Annotated in this window: 15 protein-coding genes; 6 read left to right on the top strand and 9 right to left on the bottom strand. The window is 67.8% G+C overall.

The annotated features are described in order from the left end of the window. Positions 1-327: 327 nt before the first annotated feature. The 5 genes from IG63_RS0118675 to IG63_RS0118695 form a co-directional block, all read right to left on the bottom strand. On the bottom strand, positions 328-789 hold the full coding sequence (locus tag IG63_RS0118675) for a hypothetical protein (protein ID WP_245604507.1): 462 nt from the start codon (positions 787-789) through the stop codon (positions 328-330). A 54-nt stretch (positions 790-843) separates the two neighbouring features. Continuing rightward, on the bottom strand, positions 844-1,038 hold the full coding sequence (locus IG63_RS0118680; RefSeq protein WP_157210293.1) for a hypothetical protein: 195 nt from the start codon (positions 1,036-1,038) through the stop codon (positions 844-846). A gap of 313 nt (positions 1,039-1,351) precedes the next feature. Beyond that, complete coding sequence (locus IG63_RS0118685; protein ID WP_245604508.1) at positions 1,352-1,882, bottom strand: DUF305 domain-containing protein; 531 nt, start codon at positions 1,880-1,882, stop codon at positions 1,352-1,354. Between the two features lie 775 nt (positions 1,883-2,657). Then, positions 2,658-3,665: a cytochrome d ubiquinol oxidase subunit II gene (locus IG63_RS0118690; protein ID WP_030485865.1), complete on the bottom strand. Its 1,008-nt coding sequence runs from the start codon at positions 3,663-3,665 to the stop codon at positions 2,658-2,660. After that, positions 3,662-5,116: a cytochrome ubiquinol oxidase subunit I gene (locus IG63_RS0118695; RefSeq protein WP_245604509.1), complete on the bottom strand. Its 1,455-nt coding sequence runs from the start codon at positions 5,114-5,116 to the stop codon at positions 3,662-3,664. Before IG63_RS0118695 ends, IG63_RS0118690 begins: the two co-directional genes overlap by 4 nt. A gap of 218 nt (positions 5,117-5,334) precedes the next feature. On the opposite strand from IG63_RS0118695, the gene nicT reads away from it, so the two are divergent. Further along, positions 5,335-6,405 carry a Nickel transporter NicT gene (nicT, locus tag IG63_RS0118700; protein ID WP_030485867.1) on the top strand — a complete coding sequence of 357 codons (1,071 nt, stop codon included), beginning with the start codon at positions 5,335-5,337 and terminating at the stop codon, positions 6,403-6,405. 267 nt (positions 6,406-6,672) lie between these two features. Then, positions 6,673-7,128, top strand: a complete 456-nt coding sequence (locus IG63_RS0118705) for a rhodanese-like domain-containing protein (RefSeq protein ID WP_157210294.1) — start codon at positions 6,673-6,675, stop codon at positions 7,126-7,128. 132 nt (positions 7,129-7,260) lie between these two features. On the opposite strand, the gene IG63_RS0118710 is transcribed toward IG63_RS0118705, so the two are convergent. The 4 genes from IG63_RS0118710 to IG63_RS0118720 form a co-directional block, all read right to left on the bottom strand. Next, positions 7,261-8,751, bottom strand: coding sequence for a multicopper oxidase family protein (locus IG63_RS0118710; protein ID WP_030485869.1), 1,491 nt, complete (start codon positions 8,749-8,751; stop codon positions 7,261-7,263). Next, positions 8,751-9,137: an SHOCT domain-containing protein gene (locus IG63_RS24000; RefSeq protein ID WP_425411797.1), complete on the bottom strand. Its 387-nt coding sequence runs from the start codon at positions 9,135-9,137 to the stop codon at positions 8,751-8,753. The genes IG63_RS0118710 and IG63_RS24000 overlap by 1 nt, the downstream gene beginning before the upstream one ends. A gap of 988 nt (positions 9,138-10,125) precedes the next feature. Further along, on the bottom strand, positions 10,126-10,392 hold the full coding sequence (locus IG63_RS0118715) for a metal-sensitive transcriptional regulator (RefSeq protein ID WP_030485870.1): 267 nt from the start codon (positions 10,390-10,392) through the stop codon (positions 10,126-10,128). After that, the gene (locus IG63_RS0118720) at positions 10,392-10,829 is read right to left on the bottom strand and encodes a DUF302 domain-containing protein (RefSeq protein ID WP_030485871.1); all 438 of its coding nucleotides are present in this window, start codon (positions 10,827-10,829) and stop codon (positions 10,392-10,394) included. Before IG63_RS0118720 ends, IG63_RS0118715 begins: the two co-directional genes overlap by 1 nt. Positions 10,830-10,981: 152 nt before the next feature. On the opposite strand from IG63_RS0118720, the gene IG63_RS0118725 reads away from it, so the two are divergent. Genes IG63_RS0118725 through IG63_RS0118740 form a run of 4 tightly spaced genes read left to right on the top strand, consistent with a single transcriptional unit; the run spans position 10,982 to position 15,815 of the window. Beyond that, positions 10,982-11,284, top strand: coding sequence for a rhodanese-like domain-containing protein (locus IG63_RS0118725; RefSeq protein WP_030485872.1), 303 nt, complete (start codon positions 10,982-10,984; stop codon positions 11,282-11,284). A gap of 9 nt (positions 11,285-11,293) precedes the next feature. Then, positions 11,294-12,784: an MBL fold metallo-hydrolase gene (locus IG63_RS0118730; protein ID WP_084597329.1), complete on the top strand. Its 1,491-nt coding sequence runs from the start codon at positions 11,294-11,296 to the stop codon at positions 12,782-12,784. A 1-nt stretch (position 12,785) separates the two neighbouring features. Beyond that, positions 12,786-13,610 carry a TSUP family transporter gene (locus tag IG63_RS0118735; protein WP_030485874.1) on the top strand — a complete coding sequence of 275 codons (825 nt, stop codon included), beginning with the start codon at positions 12,786-12,788 and terminating at the stop codon, positions 13,608-13,610. 39 nt (positions 13,611-13,649) lie between these two features. After that, positions 13,650-15,815, top strand: coding sequence for an MMPL family transporter (locus IG63_RS0118740; protein ID WP_030485875.1), 2,166 nt, complete (start codon positions 13,650-13,652; stop codon positions 15,813-15,815). The last annotated feature ends 139 nt before the right edge of the window (positions 15,816-15,954 follow it).

A 15,954-nucleotide genomic window follows, 5' to 3' on the forward strand; every position in this document is an offset into this window, starting at 1 on the left:
CGAAGGGCGGCGACGTTCACAGGGCGCGTCCGCGCCGAGCTCCGCGCCCATGTGGTGGGTACGACGAGTGCGGGCTCCGCGACCACGCAATCTTGGACGACGTCAGGTTGTCTCAGCCTCGCTGGGCCTGCGCCGAGGGCGCTGCGGGCCGGGCACACGGATTGCCGGAATGTGCAGACAGATCGTGCTCGGCCTGAATCAGTGGGACCTCCAACCCGGGGACGGCTGCGGGCCTTCCGGGTCGAGCGCGGCTCATCGATCGCCGCTGCGCCGATCTCACGCGCAGCGGCAGAGCGACGAAGCTGCTTCACAGTGAGAACTCCAAGGTCAGACAGGCGCCGTGGGCGTCGCGACGCCCGCGTTGGATGCGCGCAAGCGGCAGGCAACGGCGGCGCGGCGCCTAGCCCGCAGGGCGTAGGCGAGCAGACCTAGGGAGGCGACTGCAAGGAGCGGCTGGATCGGCGCGAACCACGTCAGTGCCCCACTGACACCGAGCGCAAGGACGACCAACTTGTTGCAGATCGGACATCCGACGGCGAAGACCGACAGCATCGTGCCGGTGAGGGTCTTCCCTCCCTCGGTCGCCGGGACGGGAACGGAGGCGTCTCGGACGTAGGTGGTAGCGAGCACGCCGGAGAGAACGGAGGACAGCGCCCAGACCGGGTAGTTCCACCACAGCACGGGAGTCATCCGTGTGTACCAGGGCGTCTCGATGATCCCGGTGGGGATCCCGATCAGAAGGGCGACAACCACAGCCGCCACTACCCCGACCACCATCCGTCGCGTCACGACACTCCCCTCTCCACGCCTGCCACTATGCATCCTAGTAGTCGTCGTTAGGTCTCACTCTTCCTGAGAGTCGGCCTCGATGTCATCCTCTTCCTCGGGCCGCGGATCATCCCCGTCCTGCTGCTCGGCGGCACGCGCCAGACCATCGGGCACGCGCGCGATCGTGAACCGGAGTACCACCAACGTGATGAAGACGAACATGGCAACGGGGACACCGACGAACACCAGTAGGACCTGCCACCAAGTCATGGCCATCCACCTCTCCGCATTAGTACAAAGGCGAAGCATCGGTTCACTCGGTATGCGGTCCCCAAGAATGGTCGACCCACGTGTGACCATCTACAGGCGGTAGGCGCGGCCGGCGCTGAGCGTGGCACTGCAGGGACCCCGCGCCCCGGTGCGCAACGACCTCCATGGGAGCCCTTCGACGCCTCCGATGGCTACACCGACTATCGCGGCCTTAGCTCATACCAACGGCCGAAGCGACCGACGTCGCCCCGGGTCCACTGGTACGACCGACATGACGGTTGTCACGGAACTCCCCCCGTGACGTGGCCTCGGCTCAGTTGAGCAGTTTCTTGATCGTGGCGATCTCAGAGGTCTGCGCCTCCTCGATCTCCCCGGCGAGCTTGATCGCCGCCTCGTTCATCCCCTCGGTCTGCTCGGTCCCGGCCATGGCGATCGCTCCCTCGTGGTGCTTGATCATCATCGTCAGGAACATTTGGTCGAACTCGGCGCCGGAGGCGCCTTCAAGGTTCTGCATCTCCTCCGTGCTCATCATCCCGGGCATCGAGCCGGACATATCCATCCCGCCCATGTCCTCGGGCAGGGGCTGGCTCCACGCCGTGAGCCACCCGGTCATCGTCTCGATCTCCGGGTCCTGGGCGCTCTTGATCTGCGCGGCAAGGTCCTTGACCTCCTGGGACTCGGCACGGGTCTCAGCGAGCTCGGCCATCTCTACCGCCTGCTGGTGGTGCGGGATCATGTTGGTGGCGAACGCGACGTCCGCGTCATTGAAATCGGCCACCGCCGACTCGCTCGACGACGGACTCGAATCGCCCATACCGGCCATCTCCGAGTCGGACATGTCCATGCCCCCTCCACACGCGCTGAGCGTGAAAGTGGCGGCGACGAGGGCCGCGAGGGCCGAGACAGACTTTCTGCGCATGGTATGAGTCTTCCTTTGAAGGTGTTGCTGAGGCGCGACAGCGTTGTCGGCCGGTAGTCGGGTCTGGTGATGTTCGAATTGCGAAAGGACGACGGCGAGGACCACGCGCGGACCACCACATCCGTGGTCCGGTCAGCCTTGCGACGACCGTGCGAAGGCGCTCTGCCGGAGAGAAGATCTGGCCGAAGACCTGGCCGTGCTCGCCCCAATGCCGTATCCGAGCACGTGGACCGGCCGCGCTTCCTCGGCTCAACAACTCCTCCAGCCTCGTCCTTGTCGAGGATGCCGTCCCATGACCGCATCCACTACTTGACATAGTAGGCAATGGGCGATTGCGCCCTCGGCGTCCGTCCCTCGAAGGGTCCCAGCGGCCAGTGAGCGTGGGCCGCTTCATCCTGGGCAGTGACCGCGACGAACACTGCGGCAGCTGAGAGCGCAGCACGACGAACCGTCAGGCCCTCCTTGCCGCCTGACCCCGTGTGTTCTCAGCCGACATGGAGCAACAAAGTTCCTAGCCACCGCAAGCCGATCGAAGAGAGTTATCGAGCGCTGGAAGGACATCTCGTTCCGCTGGTCCCATCGCGCCCGGCTTCCTCATACTGGCCGGGGCCGCGTTCGGCGTGCGACCGACCAGCGAGCCACACATCCGCCGAGCAGGCCGTCGGGCTCATGCCTCATTCTGGCTCGGCCGTCGCCTGAACTATCCCGCGTGTCGCGACCATGACTCCGACTGGGTCAGCTTGAAGAGATACCCCAGTGCCGGGAGCACGATGACCACCGCCAGGCCGACGGCGACGAGCAGCGCTTCCAGCGTGGCCGGGGCGCCTGCAGCGTCGGTGATGGTGACCTCGTCGACGAGCAACCAGGGGTACTGACCCACGCCCCACCCGACAACCACGGCAGCGACGGCGATGAGGGCGGTCACTCGGGCGACCGCGAAGCGGCGGATGCCGACCAGTACCAGCGTTGCGATGCCGAAAAGCGCTGAGATCCCGACCAGCGGTGCGGCCTGGTTCATGAGTCCGTCGGCCAGTGTGGGCGCATCGCGCTGGATCGGGATCAGCGCCACGAAGACGACGATCCCGGTGGCGGCCCCGACGGCCAGTGTCCGCCGGCGCAGCTGCTCGGCGAGAGTCTGCTGCCCGGAGCGGCTGGCGTCGGCGCACAGGAAGGTGCCGGCGAGGAAGGCGCAGGTGCCGACCGCGATGATCCCGCCGAAGATCGACGTCGGGTTGAGCCAGGAGGTCCAGAGGTCACCGCGCCCTGTGGCAGGTACCCGTCCGGAGGCGATCCCACCTGCCACGGTCCCGAGGAAGAACGGGGTGATGACCGACGAGATCGCGAAGATGGCGCCGAACAGGCGGGCCTGGCTCAGCGTGGCGGCGTACTTGCGGAACGCAAAGCTCGCGCCCCTCAGGACGATTCCCAGCAGGGCGAGGAGCATCGGCACGATGAGCGTGGACATTGCGGCCGCGAAGGTCTCGGGGAACGCAGTCCACCACGTGACGAGCACGTAGATCAGCCAGACGTGGTTGGCCTCCCAGACCGGTCCGATGCTGTGGTCGACCAGGGTGCGCAGCTCGGCGCCGCGTTTTGTGCCGCCGGCAGTCAGGTCGTAGAAGCCGGAGCCGAAGTCGGCGCCACCAAACAGCGCGTAGGCGAGGACTCCGACGAAGAGGGCGGCAGCGACCACCTCCGCCAGGCTCACCGCTGTACTTCCTCGGGTTCCGGTGCGCCGGTGCCGTGCGGGCGTTGTGCCTCGGGTCCGTACGGGCTGGGCAGGTCGATCTCGCCTGATCGCCAGCGTCGCGCCATCGATCGCAGGACGACGACCGCCCCGGCGGTCATCAGGGTGTAGACCACCGCGGTGGCCCCGAGCAGCCACCACAGGCCGGAGTTCTCCCCGGCCGCCTCCGGGGTGCGCATGAACCCGTAGACGATCCACGGCTGTCGGCCGACCTCGGTGGCGATCCACCCGGCCTCCATCGCCACGACCGCGAGCACCCCGGACCCGGCGGCGAATCGGAGGAACCACCGGTGCACGAGAAGGTCGTGGCGGCGCCAGCGGGCGACCCAGAAGACGACCGCGGCCACCATCAGTAGGGTGCCGATGCCGACCATGCTCTGGAACGCCAGGTGGGTGATGTTGACCGGTGGGCGGTCCTGGACGGGGAAGCTCGACAGGCCCTCGACCGGCTCGGTGAGGGAGTTGCGGGCGATCAGCGAGCCGAGGTACGGGATGTCGATCGACCACCTCACCTCGCCATCGATGAGGAGGCCGCCCAGCCGCAGCGGCGAGGGGCTTTCGGTCTCGGTCGCCAGCTCGAACGCGGCGAGCTTCGCCGGCTGCGTCTCCGACAGCCGGCTACCCAGCAGGTGCCCAATGAGTGGCTGGAGGACTGCCGAGACGCTCGCGAACCCGAAGGCCAGGCTGAATCCGAGCCGATGCGCCCGGTCGCGGCGGCCCCGTAGCATCCCCACGGCGTACACCGAGGCGATGGTGAAACCGGCGACCATGTAGGCGGCTACCCACATGTGCAGGAACTGCCATAACGCGTCGGGGTTGAGCAGCACGGCCCACGGCTGGACGTTGCGTACTTCGCCGTCGACGAGGTCGAAGCCGACCGGGGCGTTCATCCAGGCGTTGACCGCGATCACGCAGAACGTGCCCAGGACACCTGTGACGGCCATTGGCAGCACCATCAGCAGGTGCTGCTTGGGCGGCATCCGGTCCCAGCCGTAGAGGTAGATGCCGAGGAAGATCGCCTCGACGAAGAAGGCCAAGCCTTCGAACGCGAACGGGAGGCCGAGGACGTCGCCGTAGGTGCCCATGAGCCCCGGCCACAACAAGCCCATCTCGAAGCTCAGCACCGTCCCCGAGACCGCGCCGATCGCGAACAGGACCGCCGAGACCTTCGCCCACTTCCGCGCCAACAGCAACGCGTCTGAGTCGTTTCGCCGGATGCCGATCAGGTGCATCACGAAGATCATCGCCGGGAACGCCACCCCGAAGCACGCCAAGATGATGTGCCACCCCAGCGACAGCGCCATCTGCTGACGCGCCGGCAAAAGACCTGCCGGGTCATCGCCAAGCGCCACCCGGGCCATGGGCGACACGAAATCGGCCGCGCCCGCGATCAAGAGGAGAGGATCCAGCACCGTTCCACCGTAGGCGTCGCTCGCCGCCGAAACCCGGACTTGTGAATGTTTTCACAAAGCACGGGTCGATCAGTGAGTTCGGCACGCTGGCCGACGCCATGCAAGCTACGGCCGCCGGCGGGTGGGGACTGGCACTGTCACCCCCATCCGGTCGCGCCGTGGCACCGAACACCTGACAGTTATCCGTTGTTGCAATTCAATCGCAATAAGGTGGACCCATGTCCCTGATCTTCGACCGCCGGGAGCGGACCGCCCTCGCAGCGATGGCCTGCGTGGTGCTTTTGTTGAACCTCGTCGGCTGGGGCGTGCTCCTGGGCCTGGTCGTGCCCCAGCAGTACGACCTCGGAAGTTCAGGTGTGTTCGGGGTTGGCCTGGGGGTCACGGCCTTCCTGCTTGGCGTGCGCCATGCCTTCGACGCAGACCACATCGCCGCGATCGACAACACCGCGCGCAAACTGGTGGGGGACGGCAAGTCCGCTAATGGAGTGGGTTTCTGGTTCTCGATGGGACACTCCAGCGTCGTCTTCGGGCTTTCCCTCCTACTTGCGATCGGGGTCGGCGCGCTGGCCGGCCCGATCCAGGACGAGAACTCGACCTTGCAGACAACTCTGGGTCTGGTCGGGTCGCTCGTCGCGGGAACGTTCCTGATCGTCATCGGCTTGACGAACCTCAGCGCGCTGTTCGGGATCATCCACGTCTTCCGGCACATGCGCGCGGGATCCTTCGACGAAGAGAAGCTCGAACACCACCTGCACCAGCGAGGCTTCATGGCACGTCTGTTCCGCCGAGCAACCCAGCGGGTGACCAAGGCCCGGCACCTATACCCGGTCGGCCTCTTGATGGGGCTCGGCTTCGACACTGCCACCCAAGTGGCCTTGCTGATCCTGGCCGGTGGTGTGGCAACGAGCACCTTGCCGTGGTACGCCGTCCTCGTCCTCCCCGTGCTGTTCGCCGCCGGGATGACCCTGTTCGACACCGCCGATGGGATCTTCATGGCCCGCGCGTACAAGTGGGCATTGATCAGTCCGCTCCGCAGGGTCTACTACAACCTGACCATCACCACGCTGTCGGTCGTCGTCGCACTGGTGATCGGCGGCGTTGTGCTGCTGCAACTGTTAGCCGAGCAGTTGCAGCTCGACGCCTTAGGGTGGGTGACGCGACTCGACCTGCAGTACGTCGGCTACCTCCTAGTCGCGATCTTCGTCGTGGTGTGGGCGATCAGCTTCGCTGTCTGGAAGATGGGACGGCTCGAGCCGCGGCTTGATACCTCACAGGGCGGCGGCGCGTAGGACGGCCGCCACGGCCAGCGAGGGGTCCACTCTGGCCGGGTCTGCGCCGACGCTGTGGGTTCCCTAGAACGCGGCCGATTTCTAGACCAACCTAGGCAGGCTGCGTCGTGGCAGGGCGCCCGCAACACGAGGTACGTTGTTACAAGTCCGGTACAAACAGCCGGTCATCCTCGACGTTTACGCAGGTCAACGTGGGTCAATCAGTCAGTACTACGACCTGTAGTCACTTCTCGCGTAGAGCTCGAACTCGCCGAGTGTGATCACGACGTGGCTTCCAATCCGCAACCACGCAAGCGCTCATCGGAGATGATGACCCGCCGTGCCGCGCTGGGTGGCGTGTTTACGGCCATGGTGCTGGCGGGATGCGGGGGTGGGGACGCGCCTACCTCGCCGACCTCGCGGGAGGTGGATTACCGGAGCGTCGAGCCTACGGATTTTGCGTTGCTGGCGGAAAGAACATCGACTTTCGTGCTCAACGTGCATACGCCTGATGAAGGGAGCATTCCCGGGACAGATGCGACGATTCCCTACGATCAGCTTCAGCGACGCGCTGGGGAGTTGCCCGACCGTTCCATGATGGTGGCTGTTTACTGCCGCACCGGGCGGATGAGCACCGAAGCCGTGCCTACGCTTCGCGAACTCGGTTTCACACGCATCACCGAGCTGTCAGGGGGCATGGAAGCATGGCGGGCCGACGGGCGACAGCTGTTGACCGAAAGGTGATGAATCCCTCGTCCTCGCTCAGGGATCGATCCGACAACCCAGCGTCATCGCGAGAGGTGCTGGCCGGTAGCGAACCAGCAACAGCTCTTTTCACAGCATTGACCGACGCCTCAATGACGTCACCGCCACCGCTCACGCCGCCGGCACAGACTCCACGACCGCCATCATGCCGTTGTCCTCGTGGTCGAGGATGTGACAGTGGTAGACCGTTCGTCCGGTGTAGTTGCCGAAGGACACCCGCACGGTCACCTCGCTGCGAGGTGGCACGTTGACTACGTCTTGCCGGAACACCCCTCGGACGGGCTGACCAGCCTCAGCGGTGATCTGCATGGGCCACACGTGGAGGTGGATGGGGTGATCCATCGGCGAGTCGTTGACGAGCGTCCATTCCTCGACCGTGCCCTGCTGGACGGTCTGGTCGATCCGTTGGGCGTCGAACTCCTTGCCGTCGACGGTGAAGCTCATCCCCATACCCTCTCCCCCACCGCCGCCCATGCCCATGCCGCCGCTCATGTCGCCACCCATGCCCATGGCGAAGGTGATCCGTCGCCGCCTTGCGGGCTCGACGGCGCGCAGGTCCTCCGGCGTCGGTTGAACCGGAACCGCAGGCAACGCGGGCGCGGTGGCGCCCTCCACCCGGAGAGTCGCCAGTGCCCCGACACCGCCGGACAGGTCGCCGAGGGAGCTCATCATGCCCATCCCACCGCGGTCGACAGACCCGGTCTCCCACGATGCTGACCCGGCACGGGTTGACACGAGCAGATCAGCTCGGTTGCCGGGGGCCAGCGCGAGCTCGTCGACCGGTCGAGGCTCGGGAAATCGGCCGGAATCGATGCCGAGGAGTTCGCAGTCCTGACCGTCGAGCCGCAGGCGCAGGTAGCGGGCGGAACAGGCGTTGATGATGCGCCACCGTTCCCGCTCACCCGGGCGGGCGCTCAGTCTCGGCGCCGCGTGTCCGTTGACCAGGACCAGGTCGCCTTCCCTGCCCGCCATGCGGCTCATCGTGGACGGCGCCACGACCTGACCGGACCCGTCGAGGGTGATGTCGGAGATCACGAGCACACGTTCGCGCGTCACGGCGATGGGGTCGGGGTCCTCGACGATGATTGCGCCGTAGAGGCCTCGGAAGACCTGGTCGGCGACCATGCCGTGGTGGTGGGGGTGGTACCAGTACACCCCGGGCGGGTGGTCCTCGGGCAGCTGGTAGTTGTAGTCGAAGGACTCGCCGGGCTCGACGCTGATGAAGACGTTGTCGCCGTTGCCCTGCGGGGAGACATGCAGTCCGTGGACATGCAGGTTGGTCGCCGTGTCGAGCCGGTTGACCAACCGCGCCTGCAGCCGGTCCCCCGGACGCAGTCGCAGTGTGGGCCCCGGCAGACTCCCGTTGTAGCCGTACACCGTTGCCTCGCGGCCGGCCACAGCGATCTGGCCTTGGGCTGCCTCCAGCCGCACCTGTAGGAGGCCGCCGCGGCTGCGGAGCACTTCCGGCTCGGTCAGGTCCGAACCCGTCACTGGGACCAGGCGTGAGCCGCGCTGCCACACCAAGCCTGTGGTGCCGATCGCGAGGCTGGCGACGCCGAGGCCGCCCAACTGGAGGGCGTGGCGGCGGGTGATGGGCCGCACTACCGGCCTTCCCCCAGCGCGCGTAGCCGTTCTTGGTACTCCTCGGTAGTCAGTTCGCCGCGGGCGTAGCGCTCATCGAGCACCTCCCGGGCTCGGCCTGGACCAGGTGGCGCACCCGTCGGCGTTCCCGGGGCCGAGGAGCGAGGCGACACGCCTCCACCGATGGCGCGCACGGCGAGGACGATCAACAACACCACCCCGACCATGACCAGTGGTCCGAACATCCATCCCCAGCCCATGCCAGAACCCATCATGATCGCTCCTTCTCGGGCTTCTCTGTCTGTGTCAGACCTCGTTGTGTCGATCGCCGCCGAGAGCGCAGTCCCCCGACTCCTAGGGTTTGGACATGCGCGTCTACCCTTCGGCGCCGGCGGCCGGTGGCCCATCTAGCGATGAGCGCGAGCACGGCGATCGCGAGGCCGGCTACTGCCGAGGCGGTGGGGCTCGGCCAACCGGCACCCACCGAGACAAGGCCGCCCGGCGCTGCGGCGGTGAAAACATTGAGTGACTCAATCATCGGAGCCCTTCCTTGTGTGATGTGTTGGTCCAACCGCAGGGCTCCTGGCGGCCGCCCCTGCCAGTTGGTGTCGGTAGACGCCGGGCCGGCCGAAATGCGCGCTCGGGGAACCGCTCTGCGAACTGTGGGCGACGGCCGCCGCGGTCCCACTCGGGCATGGTCCTAGTCCTGGTGGCCGGAGGGTGGGACAGACGGGCTTCTTGGCCGGCGGGTGCGTTGCAGGGACTACGGTTCGGGTTCCGGCGCGTCTTGCATGCCTCCGAGGACGCCAGTGACGACCGACCTGTGCGCGCCGAGCCGCGAGGAGGCGCGACGGGGTGGCCGCCCCCGATAGACGGAGGGTGTGGGGCGCGTCGGCCGAGGCGCCACTTGTCGCTCTGTCCGGATCGGCGTGCTCCATAAGACGTTTGGTCATCTCCGCTCACCGCTTGAGGACGCGATTGAGCCAGCTGGCTTCCCGAGCCGGTTGGTGGTGGCGGGGCACCACCGGTCTGCGGAGGAGGCCCGCACCTGGTTGGCGTGTTGGCCGCAGCCGGTCCAGGTGGACCTGCCGCAGGTGCGGCATGTCGTGGCACGGCGCATGGTGTGCTCCTGTTCTCGAGGGTCGGTGGTGGGACGAGGTGTGGGTTCAGCCGGTGCGAAGGTAAAGATCACCGCGACCATGACGGCACCGGCGGCGAGGATCACGCGCCCGGGATGGGCCAGGGAGCCGATGATGGCGTCCTTCGGGTTCCCGATGCTCGTAGTGCTCCTTGGCGGAGGCGAGCAGGAAGACGGTGTGGGTCCATCGCGATCGCGAAGATCATGACGAAGGAAGTACGCCGGCACCGGGTCGTGAGCGCCGCGGCTGGACCGCCTCAGGCCAGGGCGAGGAAGAGCTTCTCCATCTTCTTGACGTCCACGGCGTCGAGACCCTCGTTGGACTCGGTGAGGCAGTGCTGCAGCCCCGTGGCAACGATGGCGTAGCCAGCACGGGAGAGGGCCTTGTTGACCGCGGCGAGTTGGGTGAGGACAGACTCGCAATCGGAGCCTTCCTCCATCATGCGGATCACGCTGGCGAGGTGGCCGTTGGCGCGCTTCATACGGGTGATGATCGCCTTGATCTCGGTGGGCTCGAGGTCCATCAGGCCTGCCCTCTGTTCTTGGTAGAAGCGATAGGGGCAGCGGCGACGGCCGACAGGGCCGTAAGGAGTCGCGCCCGTGCGTCCTCGGAGACGGCACGCAGCGCTTCGCTCGGCTCGGCGACGAACGACGTCATCATCGCCGGGTCGAAGGCCTCGACAACCGTGGCTTTCTCTCCCACCGAGCGGACGACGACGTTGCACGGCAGCAGCGCAGCGATGGACGGCTCGGCCTGCAGTGCCTGGTGGGCGAGTTGCGGGCGGCAGGCGCCGAGGATGACTTGGGGGGCGACGTCGACGTCGAGTTTGGTCTTGAAGGTCGACTTCAGGTCGATCTCGGTGAGCACGCCGAAGCCTGCCTCGGCGAGCTGCTCGCGCACGGCAGCCACCGTCTCCTCGTAGGTGCGCTCCGTGGTGATCGCGAGCGTGTAGTCGGCCATTGTCCTGCCTTTCGTTGGTCTCTTGGTGGCCCTTTCAGGGGCTTCGTCCGCCAACTGTACAACCCCCCCGGGGGTTGTGCTAACTTGCATCTCGAACCCCCCGGGGGGTTGTGTCGTAACAGGTTCGATCAGCCCGTGAAGGAGTCCCCTCTGTGCGTGAGACCACCGTCGACCAGCTCGCTGCAGCGCTCGATCAGGGCGCGCCTGTCATCGACGTCCGCGAGCCTGCGGAGTTCCGCGAGGGCCACGTGCCTGGTGCGACCAACATCCCGATGGGCCAACTGACCGCCCGCCTGGGCGAGATTGACCCGCACCGACCGGTGCACGTGGTGTGCGCCTCGGGCAATCGCAGCAGCGCGATGGCCGACGTTCTGACCGCCAACGGCTTCGACGCGATGGATGTCGCCGGTGGCACCAGAGCCTGGATCCGCTCCGGGCGACCGATCGAGAAGTGAGGCGAACATATGACTGACGACACCACCACCGAGACACCCGCGCCGGCCTCGGCGACCGAAGAGGCGCAGCAGCGGCCAGCCGACGGGCTGACCGTCCGGACCCTGGAGACGCCGTCCCTCGGCGACCGCACCTACGTGGTCCACGACGGTGAAGTCGCCCTCGTGATCGACCCGCAGCGCGACATCGACCGGGTGCTGGAGGTGCTCGAGGCCGACGGGGTCCGATTGACCCACGTCTTTGAGACCCACATCCACAACGACTACGTCACCGGTGGCCTGGCGCTCGCGCAGACAACCGGAGCGGCCTACCTGGTCAACGGCGAGGACGACGTGTCCTTCGACCGAACCCCGATCGCCGACGGCGAGGTCGTCGAGGTCGGCGACCAGGTGCGCGTCCGCGCGATCGCCACCCCCGGTCACACCTTCACCCACCTGTCCTACGCGCTCTCGGTCGATGGGCCCGACGGCGAAGAGCCGTACGCCGTGTTCACCGGCGGCTCGCTGCTCTACGGCGCCACCGGCCGGCCGGACCTGCTCGGAGAGGAGCACACCGACGCCCTGGTGCGCCACCAGCACGCCTCGGCGCACAAGCTCGCAACCGAGCTTCCCGATGAGGCCGAGGTTTACCCGACGCACGGGTTCGGGTCGTTCTGCTCGGCCACGCAGTCCGATGCCACCGCCTCGACGATCGGCGACGAGAAGCGCTCGAACCCGGTCCTAACCCAGGACGAGGAGATCTACGTCGGCGAGCTGCTGGACGGACTCGGTGCCTGGCCGGCGTACTACGTGCACATGTCACCGGCCAACGCCGCCGGTCCCTCCGCGCCCGACCTCTCCTCGGTGCAGGAGGCCGACGCGACCGAGCTGCGGCGCCGGATCGAGGCGGGCGAGTGGGTGGTGGACCTGCGCAATCGCAAGGCCTTCGCCGCCGGGCACGCCCCCGGCACCTTCAACTTCGGTCTCGACGGTGCCTTCTCGACCTACCTGGGCTGGCTGATCGAGTGGGGCACCGCCGTGACGTTGCTCGGCGAGACCGCCGAGGACGTAGCCACCGCCCAGCGCGAGCTGGTCCGGATCGGCATCGACCGGCCCGCAGCCCAGGCCACCGGCGGACCGCAGGACTGGAGCGACGGCGAGCTCAGCAGCTTTCCCACCGCCACCTTCGCCGATTTGGCGCAGGTGCGTCACCACCGCGACGTCGTGGTGCTCGACGTGCGCCGCGCCGACGAGTACGAGGGTGCAGCGATTGCCGGGGCGGTCAACATCCCGATCCACGAGCTGCCCCGTCGCGTCGGCGAGGTGCCGGCCGGTGAGGTGTGGGTGCACTGCGCCAGCGGGTACCGCGCCTCGGTCGCTGCCTCGTTCGTCGCTGCCGCCGGCCGCACCCCGGTTGCGGTCGACGACTCCTTCGAGAACGCCGAGAAGGTCGGTCTGCACCTGGTGAGCCCCGAAGACGACAGCACCGACACGACCGACGGCGCCGACGGGCCCGACGCCTGAGATGACACTGCTCCTCGCCGTCGTCGCCGGCGCGCTCATCGGCCTGTCCCTGGGGGCACTCGGTGGCGGCGGCTCGATCCTGGCCGTGCCGGTGCTGGTGTACCTGCTCGGCCAGTCCGCCTCCCAGGCGACCACCGGATCACTCGTGGTCGTCGGCGTCACCTCCCTGATCGGGGCGATCGCCGCACACCGCGCAGGCAACGTGCTCCTCGGCCGCGGCCTGGTCTTCGGCCTGGCCGCGATCGGAGGGGCGATGGCGGGAGCGGAGGCGTCAAATCTGGTCTCCGAGGACGTCCTGTTGGCCGCCTTCGCCGCCCTGATGCTGCTGGTCGGCGGGATGCTGGCCTGGCGCCAGCTACGCCACGGTCGCCGAGACGACCCTAGGCACGCCGCGCGGCCGGCCCTAGACGACCCGATCATCACGTTCAGCCCAACATTCGCCTGCCAGTGCCCCCGGGCGCTCAAGGTACTGGTGACCGCCACCGTCGTCGGGACCTTGACCGGCTTCCTGGGCGTGGGCGGCGGTTTTCTCGTCGTGCCCGCCCTCCTGCTCGCCCTCGCGCTGCCGATGGATTACGCCGCCGGCACCTCGCTCGTGGTCATCACCATCACCAGCGCCGCCGCCCTGGCCGTCCGGGCCGGTGCCGGCGTCCCGCCGGACTGGTCTCCCGTCGCCGTCCTCACCGCGATGTCGGCGGCAGCAGCCGTCGCGGGGGCCCGTCTCGCCGACCGTGTCAGCACCAACCGGCTCCAGGGCGCCTTCGCGGTCCTGGTCCTCGGCGTCGCCGTCTACACGGCCGCCCGAGCCGTCCCCGCCCTCCTCTGACCACACCCCATCGCTCACCCCTCACCGAACGGAACTTCCATGAGCACCACCACCGCCCCGTCGAAGGGCGCCTCCCGCGACTTCACTCCCGGCTTCCGCCCCGGACCCCTGGGCCGTCTCGGCCTCTGGGTGACCAACCACGCCAAGCTCGTCACCGGCGTCTGGCTGCTACTGATCATCGGGCTGGGCGCCTTCGCCCCCCAGGTCGAGCACAACCTGTCCGGCGCCGGCTGGCAGGCCGACGGCTCGCAGTCCGTCGCCGCGCGCGAGCTCGCCCAGGAGAGCTTCGGCGGCAACGCCTCCTCCGCGATCCAGGTCGTCGTGCACTCTACCGACGGCCCCGTCACCGAGGGCCCCGGCGCCGATGTCCTCGCCCAGGTGACCCGGATGCTCGAGGCCGAGCCCCGCATCGCTGAGGTGATCGCGCCGATGCCCGGCGCGACCATCAGCCAGGACGGCAGCACCGCGATCATCCTCGCCGGCGCGGGTGCCGACACCAACGAGATGGTCCGTGTCGCCACCGACCTCAAGAGAGACCTCCAGGACCTCTCGGTCGAAGGCATCCAGGTCAACCCGACCGGCTCCTCATTGCTGTGGTCGGACTTCAACGAGGCCAACCTCGAAGCGATGCTGAAGTCCGAGATGGTCTCCTGGCCCGTCACCATGGCGATCCTCGTGCTCGCCTTCGGCGCCCTCGTCGCCGCCGGCCTCCCCCTGATCCTGACCCTCGCCGGCCTCGTCGCCTCCGCCGGCTCACTGGTCCTCATCAACGAGCTCGTCCCGGTCTCCATCTGGGCGATGAACTTCGCGATGATGTTCGCCCTCGCGCTCGGCATCGACTACGCGCTCTTCCTCGTCGTCCGCTACCGCGCCTCCCGCATGGGCTCCGGCAACTCCGCCCGCCAGGCCGTCGCCGAGACCATGGACACCGCCGGCAAGGCCGTGCTCCTCTCCGGCGCCACCGTCCTGATCTCGCTCTCGGCCGTGATGCTCGTGCCGTCGCCGTCCTTCCGCTCCATGGCCGGCGGGATCATGCTCTCGGTCGTCTTCGTCCTGGCCGCCACCCTCACCCTGCTACCGCTGGTGCTGTCCAAGCTCGACCACAAGATCAACAAGCTGTCCCTGCCCTGGGTCAAGACCGGAGAGCACCGCTCCCCGAAGTTCGCCGCGTGGGGCGAGCGGCTCTGGAAGCACCCGGTCGTCTGGGGCCTGAGCGCGCTCATCGTGCTGCTCGCGCTCGCCGCCCCGATCATCGGCCTCAAGACCGCCATGCCGTCAATCAAGGTCCTGCCCGAGGACGCCAGCGCCCGCATTGGCTATGACCTGGTCCAGGAGTCCTTCGGCGAAGGTGCGCCCGGCACGCTCCAGATCGTGATGAAGGACGCCGACGCCGACGCCGCGAGCACCGTGCTAGCCTCCGACCCCGGCATTGCCGGGGCGATGCCGGCCATGCCGGCGGCCGACGACAGCGGGCTGGTCCTCATCCAGGCCGTCCCGACCGTCGACCCCTCCGACCCCGCCCTCAGCGACACCGTCGACCGGCTGCGCGCCGACCTGCCCGAGGGCGCGCTCGTCGGAGGCGCGGCGGTGGAGAACCTCGACCTCAAGGCCCAGCTCGACGACTCCACGCCGCTGGTGATCGGGGTCGTTCTCGTGCTCGGCTTCCTGCTGCTGCTCGTCGCGCTCCAGGCGCCGCTGATCTCGCTGCTGGGCACGCTGGCCAGCCTGCTCTCGACCGCCGCCGCCTTCGGCGTGGCCCGTCTGGTCTTCCAAGAAGGTTTCGGCGCCGACTTCTTCGGCTTCGAGAGCCAGGGCTTCCTCGACGCGTGGGCGCCGGTGTTCTTCTTCGCGATGATCTTCGCGATCGCGATGGACTACACGGTGTTCCTGCTGGCCTCGGCCAAGGAGCACTACGAACACTCCGGCGACCCGAAGGACGCCATGGTCGGCTCACTGGCCCACTCCGGAAGGGTCATCTTCGCCGCCGGCGCGGTCATGGTCGCGGTGTTCTTCACCTTCGCGCTCTCCGGCCCGCTTCCCCCGAAGGAGATGGGCATCGTGCTCGGCGTCGCCGTGCTGCTCGACGCCTTCCTCGTGAGGCTCGTGCTGCTGCCGGTCATGTTGCGCCTCACCGGCAAAGCCGCCTGGTGGTCGCCGGCCTGGCTGCGACGTGTGTTGCCGACCATCACGTTCTCGCACGGCTGATCGCCCCTCGACCGCCGCGGCGTGTCCCCCCTACGCCGCGGCACGTGGTCCGGGCGCCCGTCCCCACGGGTGTCCGGACCACACCTCCCATCCCAGCCTCACCACCCTCACCATCACCTCGAAACGAAGGAGTTCCACC

Origin of the sequence: Nocardioides aequoreus, assembly GCF_000720335.1 — a bacterium.
GTDB classification, from domain to species: Bacteria; Actinomycetota; Actinomycetes; order Propionibacteriales; family Nocardioidaceae; genus Marmoricola; species Marmoricola aequoreus.